General features: G+C 33.6%; 14 protein-coding genes. 1 reads left to right on the plus strand and 13 read right to left on the minus strand.

Going from position 1 to position 16,654, the window contains the following annotated elements:
- The 13 genes from HMPREF0629_RS00270 to HMPREF0629_RS00330 all read right to left on the minus strand — a co-directional run.
- Nucleotides 1–3,250, minus strand: a 3,250-nt coding sequence (locus HMPREF0629_RS00270; RefSeq protein WP_009221373.1) for an Ig-like domain-containing protein, incomplete at its 3' end; no start/stop codon positions are given.
- A 696-nt stretch (nucleotides 3,251–3,946) separates the two neighbouring features.
- Nucleotides 3,947–4,315: a DUF1667 domain-containing protein gene (locus HMPREF0629_RS00275; RefSeq protein ID WP_009221374.1), complete on the minus strand. Its 369-nt coding sequence runs from the start codon at nucleotides 4,313–4,315 to the stop codon at nucleotides 3,947–3,949.
- The gene (locus HMPREF0629_RS00280; RefSeq protein ID WP_009221375.1) at nucleotides 4,312–5,574 is read right to left on the minus strand and encodes an NAD(P)/FAD-dependent oxidoreductase; all 1,263 of its coding nucleotides are present in this window, start codon (nucleotides 5,572–5,574) and stop codon (nucleotides 4,312–4,314) included. The genes HMPREF0629_RS00275 and HMPREF0629_RS00280 overlap by 4 nt, the downstream gene beginning before the upstream one ends.
- 9 nt (nucleotides 5,575–5,583) lie before the next feature.
- Complete coding sequence (locus HMPREF0629_RS00285; protein WP_009221376.1) at nucleotides 5,584–7,011, minus strand: NAD(P)/FAD-dependent oxidoreductase; 1,428 nt, start codon at nucleotides 7,009–7,011, stop codon at nucleotides 5,584–5,586.
- A 76-nt stretch (nucleotides 7,012–7,087) separates the two neighbouring features.
- Entirely contained in the window at nucleotides 7,088–8,575 is a 1,488-nt protein-coding gene (gene glpK, locus HMPREF0629_RS00290) for a glycerol kinase GlpK (RefSeq protein WP_009221377.1), read from the minus strand.
- Nucleotides 8,575–9,369 carry an HAD-IIA family hydrolase gene (locus tag HMPREF0629_RS00295; protein ID WP_009221378.1) on the minus strand — a complete coding sequence of 265 codons (795 nt, stop codon included), beginning with the start codon at nucleotides 9,367–9,369 and terminating at the stop codon, nucleotides 8,575–8,577. Before HMPREF0629_RS00295 ends, glpK begins: the two co-directional genes overlap by 1 nt.
- Complete coding sequence (locus HMPREF0629_RS00300) at nucleotides 9,366–10,664, minus strand: TRAP transporter large permease (RefSeq protein ID WP_009221379.1); 1,299 nt, start codon at nucleotides 10,662–10,664, stop codon at nucleotides 9,366–9,368. Before HMPREF0629_RS00300 ends, HMPREF0629_RS00295 begins: the two co-directional genes overlap by 4 nt.
- Nucleotides 10,661–11,131, minus strand: coding sequence for a TRAP transporter small permease (locus HMPREF0629_RS00305; protein WP_009221380.1), 471 nt, complete (start codon nucleotides 11,129–11,131; stop codon nucleotides 10,661–10,663). Before HMPREF0629_RS00305 ends, HMPREF0629_RS00300 begins: the two co-directional genes overlap by 4 nt.
- A 54-nt stretch (nucleotides 11,132–11,185) precedes the next feature.
- Nucleotides 11,186–12,241 (minus strand): C4-dicarboxylate TRAP transporter substrate-binding protein, encoded by a 1,056-nt coding sequence (locus HMPREF0629_RS00310; RefSeq protein WP_009221381.1) that lies wholly within the window; start codon nucleotides 12,239–12,241, stop codon nucleotides 11,186–11,188.
- Between the two features lie 47 nt (nucleotides 12,242–12,288).
- Nucleotides 12,289–12,999: a glycerophosphodiester phosphodiesterase gene (locus HMPREF0629_RS00315; RefSeq protein WP_009221382.1), complete on the minus strand. Its 711-nt coding sequence runs from the start codon at nucleotides 12,997–12,999 to the stop codon at nucleotides 12,289–12,291.
- Between the two features lie 8 nt (nucleotides 13,000–13,007).
- Complete coding sequence (locus HMPREF0629_RS00320; RefSeq protein ID WP_009221383.1) at nucleotides 13,008–13,664, minus strand: MgtC/SapB family protein; 657 nt, start codon at nucleotides 13,662–13,664, stop codon at nucleotides 13,008–13,010.
- A 135-nt stretch (nucleotides 13,665–13,799) separates the two neighbouring features.
- On the minus strand, nucleotides 13,800–14,369 hold the full coding sequence (locus HMPREF0629_RS00325) for a glycerol-3-phosphate responsive antiterminator (RefSeq protein ID WP_009221384.1): 570 nt from the start codon (nucleotides 14,367–14,369) through the stop codon (nucleotides 13,800–13,802).
- A gap of 89 nt (nucleotides 14,370–14,458) precedes the next feature.
- Nucleotides 14,459–15,778, minus strand: a complete 1,320-nt coding sequence (locus HMPREF0629_RS00330; protein WP_009221385.1) for an aspartate kinase — start codon at nucleotides 15,776–15,778, stop codon at nucleotides 14,459–14,461.
- Nucleotides 15,779–15,926: 148 nt separating this feature from the next.
- On the opposite strand from HMPREF0629_RS00330, the gene HMPREF0629_RS00335 reads away from it, so the two are divergent.
- On the plus strand, nucleotides 15,927–16,595 hold the full coding sequence (locus HMPREF0629_RS00335; RefSeq protein ID WP_036730674.1) for a GntR family transcriptional regulator: 669 nt from the start codon (nucleotides 15,927–15,929) through the stop codon (nucleotides 16,593–16,595).
- Nucleotides 16,596–16,654 lie beyond the last annotated feature (59 nt).

The following is a 16,654-nucleotide window of genomic DNA, read 5'->3' on the forward strand; positions in this document are numbered from 1 at the left end:
TTCCAGGTGTACGGCTGTTTGTTACGTTATATCCGTTTATTTGTGTTGTATAGTCAGCTACAGCTTCTTCTGTTATTGAGTATGTTATCTTCTTTCCGCCTTCATATTCCGGTAGTCCTTTCCATGACCACTTCCAGCCGTTGGCTGCCGTTACTGTCTTTGTCTCTTTCTTTACAACAGGTCCGTCGCCTACTTTCTTCATCAGGTTAATCTTGATTTCTGTAGGTCTCTTTCCGTCCTGGTCGTTGTTATCGTTCCAGGTCTTTTCACCTTCGACATCAATTGTTTTCTTATCGTTTTTAACCGTATAGAATATGGCCTCGCCTCCAACTATAGTTAACTCATGTTCCGTTCCGTCAAGAATATAGCCCAGAGGAGCCTCTATTTCTTTAATCTTATATTTTCCTGGGTCAAGCTTTGGAGAAACCGCCTCACCATTAGCATCTGTAGTCAGTTCAAAGCTTGAGCCATCAGCCACTTTTGTAATTTTAAATTTAGCATTGGCTAATTTTATCTGATTGTCATCTGCATCAATTTTAATTATTTTGATCTTTTGATTTAAGTCGCCCTGTCCGCCGCCGCCTACCTGAGCACTCAAAAAATAGCCGCTAGATGAACCATTCTCTTCATTACTTGTAAAACTTCCTTTATTTTTCAATTTAAGCTGAGGAATATATGTGGATTTATATGCCATAATAAATTGCTTACCACTGGTATTTCCAAGCATTTGGCTAAATTTAAACTCAAACTTAGTGTTGTTGTTTGAAAATGTTATATGATTTTTTAGTTGATTATAATCATAGGTCTTTACAACCTTTGTTACGACACCAAATTCATCCATTTCTACCTCTTTCAACTCAAAGGTGTCAGGTAGGTAATGAATTCCCGGAGGAAGACTTCCCGAATCCACAAAAAGCTCATCCTTTATTACCACATTGTTGAAATTTCCTTTTTTGTGGTTGATACGGAGAACCCATTGTGCCTGATTTTCATTCCCGTTTACCTTCCCGCCCCATTTGTTGAACACTTCATTATTAAGAGTGGGCTTTGGTCCTATAGGAATATCTGTGCTAGTGGGAACTCCTCCGATTGATACAGTAATAGTATTCGTCTGCCCCGCATTAATATTATGGTGCGCAAAGGTTGCTCCTAAATACATATTTCCATGTATGTTTTCTCTATTTACTACATAATCTGTAAAAGTAACCTTTACGGTTCCTCCTCCTGCTTCCCCATTAGAGTCAACATGTGCATTAGCAATTACAGTAGTACCATCCGGTGCATAAAGTGGAAAATTTACTACCGATGCTGGTTCTGTCGGAAATTTAAACTGCTTTGGCAGGGTGACAATAAAATAATCTCCCTTTTTTAATGTTTTTCCATAGGAACTTGCATCCCAATCCATTTCCAAACGGAACGTACTCCAATAGCCAAGCTGTGTTCCTGGAGGGATAGTATTGCCATCTTTATCCTTAATTTCAAACTTGGTAATTTTTACGTTTACACAGTTTAATGGTTCTCCGGTATCTTTCGCTTCTCCAAGGAGATTTTGAAGTGCAACAGTCGCTTCTAAAACGAATTCTCCTTTTACATCTTCTTTCCCCTCTACAGCCTTCGTAAAAGTTACTTTTATGTTACCGCCTCCGGTTGATTCCGGTGTAACGACAGCCTTTGCAATAACATCTGTTCCGTCAGGAGTTGGTATATCAAATTCCCTGTCAGTGAAAATATATGTTTTCGGCAAAGTTACATTAAAGAAGTCTCCTTCTTTTAAGCCGGCACCATACATACTTGCATCCCATTCAATTGTCAACTGCACAGGTTTATTGATGTCAGGTATGTTCTCGAATATATTATGCTCCTCAGGTCCTATGATTTTCGTCGTTATATCTTTCAATGCTTCTTTTGTATCTTCAGGTACTTCAGGAATATTTTGAGGTGTAACAGTCGCTTCTAAAAATACTTCTCCTTTTACATCCTCTTTCCCCTCTACAGTATTAGTAAAAGTTACTTTTATATTACCGCCTCCGGTCGGTTCAGGTGTAATTACAGCCTTTGCAATAACATCTGCATAGTCGGGAGTTGGTATATCAAATTCACCATAAGCGAAAACATATTCTTTCGGTAAAAGTACATTAAAGAAGTCTCCTTCTTTTAAGCCGGCACCATACATGCTTGCATCCCACTTCATTTTCAACTTCACTTGTTGATTGATATTGGATTCATCCTCCGGTGTATTTTCTTCCGGTGCAACTATTTCAGACACTGTAATTTCTGTCTTTACATCTTTCAATTCCTCTCTTATATCTTCAGATACTTCAGGAATATTTTGAGGTGCAACAGTCGCTTCTAAAAATACTTCTCCTTTTATATTATCTTTTTCCTCTACATACTTCGTAAAGGTTACTTTTATGTTACCGCCTCCAGTTGGTTCAGGTGTAATTACAGCCTTTGCAATAACATCTGCATAGTCGGGAGTTGGTATATCAAATTCACCATAAGTAAAAATATATTCTTTCGGTAAAAGTACATTAAAGAAATCCCCTTCTTTTAAGTCGGCACCATACATACTTGCATCCCATTTAATTGTCAATTGCACTTGTTGATTGATGTCAGGTTCACCCACTGTAATTTCAGTTTTTACTTCAAGTCCAAGTTCGTTCTTTAAAATATTTCCCTCTTCCATACTTTTAATATTTTTTAAAAATTGTGGAATTGCATCTTCAGGCGACACTCTTACGTCAATATTTACATTATTTGAATTTGGCTGCACTTCGCTCTTATTTTCAGATTCTGTTATTTCGTCATTCATATCAGCTTTTCCTATTTCCGGTAAGGCTTCTTTATCAGAATCTTCATTTTTTAATTCCGGTATTGCAGCTTCCAATTCGTTATTTTGAACTTCATTCTCATCCGGATATATGAAGTCCGGCTCCTCCATAGGTATCGGCTCTCCGTTTGGAGGTATAAAATTTGGAATCTGCTCTATAGGCATCATTTCGCCATGTGGCTGCATACCCCATCCCGGTGGATTTTGCATCATTTCGCCATGTGGCGGAAAATCAGGTGGTATTTCTCCCGGAAATACCTCTCCATGCATCGGCGGCGGCATGAATCTTTGCATCTCATTAGCTTCCATTCCATTTAAATTGAAATTATCCATATTTGCATATGCAGATCCTGCCTGGAACAACACACTGCACATCATAATGAATGAAAGCATAAAAGATAGTATTTTCTTACTATTCATATAAACTCCTCCTACATATTTAATATTAATTATTAGTTAACTTTTATAATATCATCAAATAAGTATATTTTCAATCTAATTATCATACACTTATAAAAAAACCGTTTAGTTTAACTGTAGAGATATATCAAACTTAAAAAATACTTTGACAACCAATTAAAAATTTTAAAATCAAGAATTGTTTTAATTTTCTTAATGTTTAATTTCTCATTTAATGTTCAATTTATTAGTTTAATATTTCGTTCTTATAATCCCACTTTTTTGCTTTTTAATTAGATCTATTTTTGCTCTTTCCAACTCTTTATTTTTCTTTTATTTCACACTTATTCATCAATCTACATCTTTTCTTTAATTTCAATTTAATCATTATTTTATAATCTGATTTAAATTATTTTTCTTAAATTACGACCATATATTTAACAACTTTTTTCAATTTACCTCTTTACAAACTAATTTATTTATATTATACTAAGTACAGTTAGTGATATTAACTATCAATTAACTATATTACACCCATTTATGGCTAATGTTGCATAACATAGCTATACTAATTAATCTAAAGGATACCCCCCTTAAGATTAAAAATAAAATTTTATACCAGTCTTATTTTCCATCCTCTCCTTTCATATTCGTATGGACGGAAAATAAAAAAATTAAGGTTGAGTCCTCCCAAACTCAACCTTTTTTATTTTAATTTTATTTTATGATAACATTTGATGTTGCAATAATATTCACATTTGTATTACATACATTTTTTAAAACTATATAGCCTATTTCAACGGGCGCTTTTATTTGTACTCTATTTATTTCTTCCATTATATTAAATATTTTATCTTTGGGTATCGGCATTTCAGTTTTAACACTGACTATCGGCATTATTCCACCAATTACTCTTACGGTTGAACATACCATTCTCTTTGGATTCTTAACTTCATCTTTTGCATACAATTCTCCTCTTTTACAATTGTTTCCTTCAATTGATAAAAGATTTTTTTCATTATCCACTTTAAGCTTCATCATGCAACCCATCGGACAGCTTATACAAGTCATATTTAATTCTTTCATTCCGCATCCTCCACAGATATTATTATTTCTTTAAGTTCTCCATATTTTTTGAGTTCATCTCTCTTTATAATTATCTGTTCCATTTCTGCAGGAGCAAGTATTTTTTTCTTTTTTGTCATTATTTTTTCATCATTAAAATATACACAGATATTTTTATTTTTATATACGTTCAAAACTCTAAATCTCAATGTGATTTTTTCATTTTCATTTTGCTTATCTATATATTTCGGAACTATATATCTAACTCCATCTCTCGGAATTGTCACGATTTTTTCTCTTCCCTGTTTCATTCCGGATTTTACATATTTTGCTGCAAAAAGTCCTGCCATGGCAGCTTCTTCTGAAACATAATCTACAAGATCGTGAACATGTAATACGTTCCCGCATGCAAATACCCCGTCTATGTTTGTCATAAGATTATCCGATACTACAGGCCCTCTTGTCACAGGATCTATTTCTACTCCCATCATATTTGAAAGTTCATTTTCGGGTATTAATCCGCATGACAATAAAATCGTATCACAGCTGTAGTATTCTTCTGTTCCCTCAATTGTCCTTAATTTTTCGTCAACCTCCGCTATTACTATTCCTTCTACTCTATTTTTCCCCTTTATTTCAACTATTGTATGGCTAAGTTTTAAAGGTATACCATAATCGTCTAAACACTGAACTATATTTCTCTTAAGTCCGCTTGAATAGGGCATAAGTTCTGCTACAACTTTTACTTTTGCTCCTTCAAGAGACATTCTTCTTGCCATTATAAGTCCTATATCACCTGAACCGAGTATTACTACTTCTTTTCCGGGCATTATGCCTTCCATATTTATAAGCCTTTGCGCCGTACCTGCCGTATAAATTCCCGCCGGTCTATATCCCGGTATATTAAGCGAACCTCGTGGCCTTTCTCTACATCCCATTGCAAGTATTACAGCTTTTGCTTTTATGTTTTCAATAGAGTTTTCATTCATTATTGTAAGAATTTTATCATTTGTTATATTTAAGACTATTGTACTCGGTAAATATTCTATATTTTTTTCTACAAGCTGTTTTACAAATCTATCTGCATATTCAGGTCCTGTTAATTCTTCCTTAAATGTGTGAAGTCCAAAGCCGTTGTGTATACATTGATTTAAAATTCCTCCAAGCACTCTGTCTCTTTCTAAAAGCAATATGCTTTCTATTCCGTCTTCTCTTGCTTTAATTGCGGCACTTAATCCGGCAGGGCCTCCTCCTACTATTACTATATCATATTCTCTCATGGCTATCCCTCACTTAGTATGACCGATTGCTACTTTTGATAAAGGTGAATTTTTCACAACTTCAGCTTCATCAATTCCCAATTCTCTTGCAAGTATTTGTATTATTTTCGGTGTACAAAATCCCGCCTGGCATCTTCCCGCCATTGCTCTTGTTCTTCTCTTAACTCCATCTAATGTTTTTGCACCGAGCGGTCTTCTTATTGCATCTATAATTTCAGCTTCCGTTACCTTTTCACATCTGCAAACTATTGAGCCATATTTAGGATTTTCAATTATTTTTTCAGAATGCTGTTTCATTGTCATATTTCTTGTAAATTCAATTCCCTTTCTTTTGGCGATAAAATTATCATTTATCTCAAACTTATATTTTTCTGAAAGTATTTTTGCCATCATTTTCCCGATTGCAGGAGATGCTGTGAGTCCCGGTGATTCAATTCCCGCAATGTCAAAAAAGTTTTCCGCATCTTTTACTTCGCCTATTATAAAATCATGTTTGTCTTCATGAGCTCTAAGTCCGCAAAATGATGTTATGACTAAATTAAACGGTATATTCTTTACAGATTTTTGTACTTCTTTAATTAAAGTGTCAAAATCTTCCTTGATTGTCGATGTATTTTCTTTATCTTCAATATCTACCGCTGTAGGACCTATCAATAAATTACCATCTACTGTAGGACTGGCAAGTATTCCCTTTCCTTTTGATGTGGGTAGTGGAAATACGGTGTGATTAATGTGTCCTTTTGCTTCCTTATCAAGCAGCAAATAATTACCCCTTCTTGCTGTTATATGGATTTTTTCATCTGAAACCATGTTGTGAAACACATCTGCATATACTCCGGCAGCATTTACTACTGCACGAGTCTGAAATATTTCATTTTTTGTGATTACATCCCAACCGTAGCTTCTCTTTTTCAGTTCTACTACTTCTTTATTAAACTTAAATTCCACTCCGTTTGTATGTGCATTTTCCGCAAGTGCTATGTTTAAACTGAATGGACAAACTATTCCGGCAACTTTACAATGAAGCGCTGCTATTGCTTCATTTCCTATATTCGGTTCAAGTTCAAGGAGTCTTTTTCTGTCTATAACCTCAAGTCCATCAACTTCGTTCATTTCCCCGCGTTTTTTAAGCTCGTGAAGTTTGGCTATTCCCTCTTCCTCAAAACAAACTACAAGAGAACCTATTCTTTCAAACGGAAAATCAAGCTCTTCCGATAAATCTCCCATAATTTTATTTCCCTCTACATTCAGTTTAGCCATTAGCGAGCCTTCTTTTGCATCATATCCACCATGCACAATTCCTGAATTTGCCTTTGATGTTCCGCTACAGACATCTTCTTCTTTTTCAAGTACCAAAAATTTTCCCTTATATCTTGAAAGCTCTCTTGCAGTTGCACTTCCGCTTACCCCTGCACCTATTATGATTACATCTATCATAGTTCTCTCCTTCCATAAAAAACGGCAAGACAAAACTACCTAAAGTTCTATCTTGCCAATCTCGTAATCTCACGGCTTACGCCCAATTCTTCGCACATTCTACCGCCTTATGCCAACGATTGAGCTTATCTATTCTATTTTTATCAGTCATATCAGGTTTAAAAACCTTATCTATTTTACAATTTTCTTTTAAATCTGTCAAATTTTTCCAAAATCCTGTTGCAAGCCCTGACAAATATGCAGCTCCAAGCGCCGTTGTTTCTACACATGACGGTCTTATTACATCACAATCTATTATATCTGATTGAAATTGCATTAAAAAATTATTTTTACTTGCTCCGCCATCCACTTTCAAGCTTTTTAAATTAAAACCGCAATCTTGTTCCATAGCGTTTAAGACATCATAAGATAAATACGCAAGTGACTCAAGAGTTGCTCTTATTATATGATATTTATTTACTCCTCTTGTCAGTCCAACTATTGCACCTCTTGCATATTGATCCCAATATGGAGCACCCAATCCCGTAAAAGCGGGAACTACATAGCAATCATTTGTATCTTTAACTTTTCTTGCCATATATTCGGAATCATCTGACGAATCTATCACTCTCAATTCATCTCTCAGCCATTGTATTGCGGAACCTGCAACAAATATGGAACCTTCAAGCGCATAATTTATTTTTCCGTCTAAACCCCACGCAATTGTAGTTACTAATCCGTTCTTACTAAAAATAGGCTTATTTCCTGTATTCATCAGCAAAAATGCACCCGTACCGTAAGTATTTTTTGCCTCTGCACTTTCAAAACATCCCTGACCGAATAGAGCTGATTGTTGATCTCCTATTGCAGATGCTATTGCAATTTCATCCCCTAAAAATTTCGATTCACTATATCCGTAAATTTCACTTGACGCTTTAACTTCAGGCAGCATTGTTTTTGGAATATCAAGCAGATTTAAAATTTCATCATCCCAGGTTAATGTATTTATATTGAATAACAGCGTCCTTGATGCGTTTGAATAATCTGTTACATGAACCTTCTTGCCGCTTAATTTCCATATTAACCATGTATCTACCGTACCAAATAATAATTCGCCGTTCTCAGCCTTTTCTCTTGCCCCTTTTACATTGTCTAAAATCCACTTTATTTTTGTTGCAGAAAAGTATGCATCAATTACAAGACCCGTCTTCTCTCTAAAAAAATTTGTAAGTCCCTTTTCTTTAAGCTCATCACAATATTTTGAAGTCCTTCTACATTGCCAAACTATTGCATTATAAACAGGTTCTCCTGTATTTTTATCCCATACTATTGTAGTTTCTCTTTGATTTGTTATTCCTATTGCAGCAATATCAGATGCATCCGCTCCAACTTTTGACATTGCTTCAACAGCAGTACCTATCTGTGTAGACCAAATTTCATTTGCATCATGTTCTACAAACCCCGGCAACGGAAAATATTGCATAAATTCCTTTTGGGCTGTTGATACAATATTTCCCTCTTTATCAAATAATATAGTCCTGCTGCTTGTAGTTCCGGCATCAAATGCCATGACATATTTTTTCATTATTTATCAAGCTCCCTTGCTATATCATATACAGAATTAAATTCATAGTCTGCTCTTATCTCTGAATTATTATACATTTGTCTTGTAGTTTCTCCCGAATATACTAATGCAGATTTTATATTCGAAGTTTCGGCTGTCTTAATATCAGTATATAATCTATCTCCCACTATAATGAGTTTACTTTTATCATATCCATATTTTTCGCATAAGGCACTTATTATCATTTCATTCGGCTTTCCTATGACAAGCGGCTTTATATTTGTTGACGCTTCTATAAACGCAATCATTGCGCCTGCATCCGGCATAAACTTTCCTTCTTCAAGCGGACAATTAAAATCCGGATGTGTTGCTATATAAAATCCCCTATCTCTAATTAAATCGCATGCCATCCACAGTTTTTCATACGTAAGTGTCGTGTCAAATCCGAGAACTACTAAATCAATATTATCCCTTGAATTATTTATTACATTAAATCCGGCTTCTGAAAAATAATTTTCCAAGCTCTCCGTTCCAAGTAAAAATATATTTTTGGCATCTTTATAATTTTTCTTTATATAAATTATAGTTGCATCTGCTGATGAAAAAATCTGTTCTTTAACGGCAGGTATTTTTAACCTTGTAAGTTTTTTTACATAATCATCAGCGTTTTTTGAAGAATTGTTTGTCACAAATATATATTTCTTTTTATTTCTAATTAAGCTTTCAAAAAAATAATCCGCTCCGTCTATAAGCTTATCTCCAAGATACACAGTTCCATCCATATCCAGTAAAAAAACTTCAAAATCCTTAATCATCCGATCAACTCCGGTAAAAATGTAATTAATATCGGACAATATGTCACTATCAATAATACGACTAACAGTGCCAAAATAAACGGCCACACTTCTTTTACAAATCCGCCTATCGTACAGTTAGTTATTCCGCACACTGTAAACATCATTGAACCGAAAGGAGGTGTTATTCCCCCAAGCATTATATTTACTATAATTATCATACCGAAATGTAACGGATCAACTCCAAGCTGTACCATTAACGGTACTAAAAGCGGTGCTGTTATAACCATTGCAGCTCCACCCTCTATAAACATTCCAAGTATCAAAAGTATAACATTGCAGAATGCAAGCATTAAATATTTATTTGTTGTTATTCCGAGCATGGTTTGAGTAAGTTTTTGAGGTATTCCTTCCCAGCTCAAATAGTATCCGAATACATTTGCCGCAACTATTATAAGCACAACAGAACCTGTACCGTATACCGTTTCTTTAAATATTTCAATAAAATCGCTCCACTTAAGCTTTTTATATATAAATTTACCTACAATAACAGTATATAAAATTGCAATTGCTCCGGCTTCAGACGGAGTTATCATTCCTATTCTTATACTCGCTATTATCCCAAACGGAAATAACAATGCCCAGATTGATTTACCAGCCTGGGTAAAAATTTCTCCCGCTGTAGCTTTCTTTTCTCTCGTAGGACTATAATCTCTCTTATGAGCTATTAATGCAACTGTTATCATGAGTGCAACACTCATCAAAACTCCCGGAACATAACCTGCAATAAACATTTTACTTACAGAAACACTGGCTATTATTCCATAAATTATAAGATTTATTCCCGGAGGTATCACAGGTGTAACTGCTGATGATGCGGCAGTGATGGCTGAAGAAAATTCTTTTGAATATCCTTTTCTCTCCATTTCAGGCACAAGCATTTTAGCTTCCATAGCCGCATCCGCATTTGCAGAACCTGAAACCCCGCCCATGAGCAAACTTAAAACTATATTTACATGTCCAAGTCCGCCTTTTAAGTGTCCTGTGAGTACATCTGCAAATTCCATCAACTTTTCACTAATTCCTGAATAATTCATTATTGAACCTGCCATTATAAAAAACGGTATGGCAAGCAGAGAGAAATTTTGAGTACTGCTTACAAATTTTTGAAATACTAATACTGCACTTGTTCCTGAATCTATAAATAAAAAATAAAATAGCGTTGAGCCGAATAAGGCAAATACAATAGGAACGCTTGAAAAGTATAGTATTAATACTATAAGTATCGGAAGTAAAGATATAAAAGTAGTATTCATATAGATCCTCCCTTTAATTTTTTAGTATCTTTAAATAAAATTTGAATTGTCCTAAGTGTCATAAGTACAAATCCTATAACTATTGCAGAAGATATATATGCTGATGATATAGCAAGAACCGGTGTAGGTTTTTTATATGTTGTCTGAACATATTTTATGCTAAGTATTGTCAAAAATATCATTACTACAAGTAATATCAAATCCACAATTATTTGAACTATGTCTCTGTTCTTTCCGTTTAAATATTTTACTATCAGATCTATACCTATGTGCTGTCCTTTTTTATATGCTGCCGCAGCTCCTATATAAACCGTCCACACAAAACAGCCTGTTGCAACTTCCTCAGACCACGGTATCCCTGTTTTTAAAAAATATCTTGTAAAAATATTCAAAAGAACTAATATAAGAGTAACCATCATAAAAATTGATGATGTAATCTCTTCAAGATTTTTAAATAATTTTTTCAAAGTAGTAAGCCCTTTCTTTATAAATAATGGGGGAGAGACTCTCCCCCTATTACATTATTTCATTTTTGCAATTTCATCTAATAATTTTTGATAGATGTCAGGTGAAATTCCTTCCATTTTTTCAAATACTACCTTAGTTGCTTCCTGGAATGCCGGAAGATTTACTTCGTTAAATGCAATTCCCTTTTCTTCAAGATATTTTACTTGTGCATCATAATTTGTCTTAACATTTGATGTCATTTCTTGAGCATTCTTTGTAAATTCTTCTTGAATTATTTCTTGATACTCTTTAGGAATTTTGTTAAATACATCTTTATTAATATAAATTCCGCAAGTTCCCAAGAAGTGCTTTGTAAGTCCTACATTTTTAACTACTTCAGCACTGCCGTTTGCAGTCATGGCATCTACTGTTCCTTCAAGTCCGTCTACAACGCCTTGTTGCACAGCACTTATAGTTTCTGAGAATGCCATTGGTGTAGCTGTTGCTCCCATTGCATTAATAGTATCAATAAAAATTTGACTTCCCGGAACTCTGATTTTCATTCCCTTTAAATCTGCAGGTTCTTTAATTTCCTTATTTGTCATCATATTTCTGAATCCAAATACATAGTCAAGTGCAAGAACTTTGATTCCATGTTCATCTTCAGCTTTCTTGATCATATCTTGAACAAGATCTGTCTTAATCATATTTGTATATTGATCAATATCAGAATAAATGAATGGTCCTACTAATGCTTTAAAGTCAGGTACATAGTCTCCTAAATAAGAAGGGTCTTCAACAGATATAAAATCCGCTCCGTTGTAAACTTGTTCCAAACCGTCTTTATATGTCGGAAGTTGTCCTTGAGGATAAGTCTGAATTTCTACTGCCCCGTTAGTTCTCTCATAAATTGCCTTTGCTGCTGCATCTGTTGACTTTGTAAGTTGTTCTTCAGGAGCAAATACATGACTTAGTTTAAGAACTATTTTAAAGTCCTTAGTTTCTGCTGACTGTTCTTCTTTTGCAGGCTCATTTGCAGATGCCTGTTCTGCTGTGTTGTTCTTTTTACCGCATCCTACTGCAAGCAGCATAAGTGCAAGTAAAAGTCCTAATACTTTTGCTTTCTTCATTGATTTTTCCCCTTTCTAATTTTAATTTTATTATAAATAATAAAATCCTACTTAAAAGTTTTAATTACATCAGGATAATCTGTAATTAAAGCATCCACCCCCAAATCAAAGGTAGTTTTAAAATCATAAGGCTCCATTCCATACCAAACATTAATGCCTATTCCGTTGTCATGAAGTCCCTTAACCATTTCCTTATCTACTGCATAAGCTGCCGGATGATAGTATTCAACTCCAAGTTTTTTTACATATTCCCACGGCTTATTTAACCAACATGCTACTAAAAGTCCGCACTTTATATTTTTATCAATCTCTTTCATTTTCAATACACTGTTATGATTAAAAGATGAAATTATTATTTTATCTTGTATATCAAATTCTCTTATCATTCTGTAAACTTTTTCTTCTATTCCATCATACCAATATATTCCTGTTTTTAATTCTATATTTGTAATTAATTTTTTATCCGAAATATATTCAAAGTACTCTCTTAATGTCGGAATTGCTTCAAATTCAATATCTTTATATAGGTTTGCAGCATTTGCACTTTTCAGCTCATCTAACGAAAAATCCATAATTTTTCCGCTCTTATCGGTTGTCCTGTCAAGTCTTTCATCATGAATTATGACTATTTCTCCATCTTTTGATAAATGTACATCAAATTCTATTCCGTCTGCTCCCGTTTCAACCGCTTTTTTAAATGCAAGCATTGTGTTTTCAGGGTATCTTGATTTAAAACCTCTGTGTGCTATATTTAACATAATACCTCCTATAAAAATTTAAATTTTACAATTTCGGATTCAGAACCTAAAAATTTCATAAATTCATCAGATTCATTTTCATTTCTCGAAAGATATTTAAGTGTTATCTTGAAAGAATCATCTGCATATCCAATATTCAGCGCTTTATAATCTATTGAATTAACGCTTAAATACATTCTCAAATTTTTTATAACTTCTGCACTGTTACAATCCACAACAACAGTGTATATTTTTCTTTTAAACTTAAAATATTCATTTCTGTATAAAAGAAATTGAATTATTACTATTAAAAATGTCCCCAAGAGTCCCATTATGTACAATCCGCTGCCAAAAGTCATTCCTATAATTGATGTCGTCCAAATCCCGGCAGCAGTTGTAAGACCGCTTATGGAATTATTCTTCACAAAAATTACTCCGGCTCCTAAAAATCCTATCCCGGATACAACTTGTGATGCAATTCTTGACGGATCAAAACCTGATACATCCGAAAATCCATATTTAGAAATTATCATTCCCAAACAGGAACCGAGCGCAACTATAATATGAGTTCTAACTCCTGCAAATTTATTTCTATTTTCTCTCTCATATCCTATTACTAATCCGCATAGGCATGAAACTATCACTCTTAAAAATAAATCTATATTAAAATAAAGTTCAAAAGTCATACTATCACCTACATATAAAAAAATAGCAAAAGTCCCTGATCAATAAAATTAATCAAAAACCTCCGCTCACTCTCTCATGGTTTTTTGAATGTTATCTACAATGAAAATTATATATTAAAAGTTTTTAAGTGTCAATTAAAGTCTCCATACTTTAGGGTTACTCGACGAGATTGCAACCGCACCTGATTTTAGTGCATTCATAGCATCTTCCTTATCGGAAATAAGTCCTCCCGCAATTACAGGAGTATCATTTTCGGATGTTACCTTCTTAATAATTTTAGGTATTACTCCGGGAAGTATTTCTACCATATCTGGCTTTGAAGTTTCTATATTTTTTTCCAAATTTTGAAGTGCTATCGAATCAAGAATAAACAATCTAAGCACAGTAAAAAGTGAAAGCTCTTTTGCTCTCTTTATATTTTTAGGTCTTGTAGAAATTATCCCGTCGGCTTTTGTATATTTCTTTATAAAATCAACAGCTACTTCTTTTGATGAAAGACCTTCTATTAAATCAATATGTACTATTGCATACTTCCCGCACTCTTTGACCTTGCAAACCTCATCTGCTATATTCAATAAATCTCCGAAAAGTAAAAAAACTATCTTTGCATCTTCTTTAAGTGCAAGTCTGAGTTCCTCTTCATTTTTTACAGCAAGTATTATTGGATTTTCCTCAATACATTGAATTATCTTTTTCCCTGACATAATATACCTCTACAAAATTATAACATTAAAGCTGTCACTTTTTATATATTTTTTCATAAAATCAAAATCAAGCAACAGCTTTAAAAATATCAGTTCATAAATGCTTTATATATACTTTCTATAGCAGCTTCATAATCTTTAACATCAATTCCGACTATGATATTTAGCTCACTTGAGCCTTGAATAATCATTTGTACATTTATATTTCCATCTGCTAAAGATTTAAACAGCTTTGCAGAAACTCCTATACTATTTTTCATTCCTCTACCCACAACCGTAACCAACGCTATACCGGACTTGATGCTTATTTTATCGGGATTACAAAATGTTTTAATTTCACTAAGCAATGTATCTTGTTTCCCGATTAAAAATTTATCAGCCACTATCAGCGAAATTGAATCTATTGATGTCGGCATATGCTCTAATACAATTCCATTTACCTCAAGCACACTCATAAGATTTCTATGAAAACTCTTATCGGAATTAAGTTTTACCTTTTCTATATTTATAACAGAAAAGTGTTTTCTGCCTGTAACTCCTGTAATTTCACCAAATGTATTTTCGGAAACATCGCCATCAGGTAATATCAATGTCCCTTTTGCATCAGGATTGAAAGTATTTTTTATCTCTATCGGAATTCCGGCAGCAGTTACAGGAAGTATCGCCTCTTCATGAAGCACCGATGCTCCGGCATAAGATAACTCTCGCAGCTCTTTATATGTTATAACTTTTATCTCCTTCGGATCTTTAACTATTCTTGGATCCGCACTTAAAAATCCGGTTACATCTGTCCAGTTCTCATATAAATTTGTCTTAACTCCCCTGGATATAATAGAACCGGTCAAGTCTCCGCCGCCACGTGAAAAAGTTCTTATATCTCCATTAGGCATCTTACCATAAAATCCCGGAATTACCGCACATTTATGACTGTCTCTCATTTTGTAAATTGCATCGTATGATTTTTGCTCGTCAAAATTTCCATTTTCATCAAAAAAAATCAGTTCTTTAGCATCTACAAAATCATAGCCTATCAGTTTCGATAAAATAAGTGCGTTTAAAAACTCTCCCCTGCTCGCAATATAATCCTTGCCATTTAAATTTATAAGATTATTATTTATCTCTTCAAAATATTCACTTAAATCAAGTTCTATTCCACATCCGTCAATAATTTCTCTATATTTATTAAATACTCTTTCAAGTATATCATTGAAATTTATCTTATGTTTTGCAAGATCGTAACATAAATACAAAAGATCTGTAACTTTCGTATCCTCGCTATTTGATTTACCGGGTGCGGAAGCAACTATATATTTTCTATCACTATCCGCATTGATGATTTCCTTTACTCTTAAAAATTGTTCACTATTGGCAAGTGATGTACCTCCAAATTTTGATACTATAATTTTCATAACACACCTCCATAAAAAAATTGTATATGCATTTAATACTTTAGTCAATAAAATAAATTTTAGTTTTTTTAAGAAAATAATACAATTTCACTTCAATATATTATATAATGTTGTTAATTTAAAAACTAAATTTATGAATGGAGAAATTATGGCAACACAAAAAGAAAAAAAATCACTATCAAACGGTGTATATGATTATTTAAAAACAAAAATACTTAATAATGAACTGTTACCGGGCGATAAATTAATTGAAATGGAAATTGCAAAAGAACTTGAAGTTTCGAGAACTCCTGTAAGAGAAGCTCTTGCAAAACTGTCAAAAGATGGACTTGCTGAAAACTTTCCGCGAAAATCATATATAGTTTCAAAAATTTCTATGAAAGATGCAAGAGATCTGTACTCGGTAAGGACTGCCCTTGAACCTATGGCAGTTAGGGAAATTGCAGAAGAAGGTATCACAAACAGAACCGTCATACTTGAAAACATAATTTCAAAAATGACAAGAGCTTATGAAAACGGAGATCTTGAAACTGTAAAAGAACAAATTATTGAATGGAATATCTCTCTTATAAACTTAACTCAAAATCCTATTCTTAAAGACACACTTAATATCGTGAATGAAAAACTGTATAGATTTGCCAATTTTATCTTTAGAGATGAAAAAAATGTTAAAGATGTCTACACAGAAATTAATGCAATTTTTTCAGCAATCAAAAATCTTGACGGCGAAGGTGCATACAATATAAGTTATAAATATGTTTCAGGAATTTATCCTATGCTTGAAACTCAAAGTGACTATAAAATGTTTAGATTTTAGTAACTTTTTTTCGCAAAAAGTATTGACGAAATATACAATTGATAGTAAAATATATTTCG

It is taken from the genome of Peptoniphilus sp. oral taxon 386 str. F0131 (assembly GCF_000090945.1).
Classification (GTDB): domain Bacteria; phylum Bacillota; class Clostridia; order Tissierellales; family Peptoniphilaceae; genus Anaerosphaera; species Anaerosphaera mikwangii.

What these genes read in the sequence shown, in the direction of transcription:
- HMPREF0629_RS00275 (WP_009221374.1), bottom strand. Translation starts at nt 4,315, where the DNA reads ATGAAAGAATTAAATATGACTTGTATAAGCTGTCCGATGGGTTGCATG.
- HMPREF0629_RS00280 (WP_009221375.1), bottom strand. Translation starts at nt 5,574, where the DNA reads ATGAGAGAATATGATATAGTAATAGTAGGAGGAGGCCCTGCCGGATTA.
- HMPREF0629_RS00285 (WP_009221376.1), bottom strand. Translation starts at nt 7,011, where the DNA reads ATGATAGATGTAATCATAATAGGTGCAGGGGTAAGCGGAAGTGCAACT.
- glpK (WP_009221377.1), bottom strand. Translation starts at nt 8,575, where the DNA reads ATGAAAAAATATGTCATGGCATTTGATGCCGGAACTACAAGCAGCAGG.
- HMPREF0629_RS00295 (WP_009221378.1), bottom strand. Translation starts at nt 9,369, where the DNA reads ATGATTAAGGATTTTGAAGTTTTTTTACTGGATATGGATGGAACTGTG.
- HMPREF0629_RS00300 (WP_009221379.1), bottom strand. Translation starts at nt 10,664, where the DNA reads ATGAATACTACTTTTATATCTTTACTTCCGATACTTATAGTATTAATA.
- HMPREF0629_RS00310 (WP_009221381.1), bottom strand. Translation starts at nt 12,241, where the DNA reads ATGAAGAAAGCAAAAGTATTAGGACTTTTACTTGCACTTATGCTGCTT.
- HMPREF0629_RS00315 (WP_009221382.1), bottom strand. Translation starts at nt 12,999, where the DNA reads ATGTTAAATATAGCACACAGAGGTTTTAAATCAAGATACCCTGAAAAC.
- HMPREF0629_RS00320 (WP_009221383.1), bottom strand. Translation starts at nt 13,664, where the DNA reads ATGACTTTTGAACTTTATTTTAATATAGATTTATTTTTAAGAGTGATA.
- HMPREF0629_RS00325 (WP_009221384.1), bottom strand. Translation starts at nt 14,369, where the DNA reads ATGTCAGGGAAAAAGATAATTCAATGTATTGAGGAAAATCCAATAATA.
- HMPREF0629_RS00330 (WP_009221385.1), bottom strand. Translation starts at nt 15,778, where the DNA reads ATGAAAATTATAGTATCAAAATTTGGAGGTACATCACTTGCCAATAGT.
- HMPREF0629_RS00335 (WP_036730674.1), top strand. Translation starts at nt 15,927, where the DNA reads ATGGCAACACAAAAAGAAAAAAAATCACTATCAAACGGTGTATATGAT.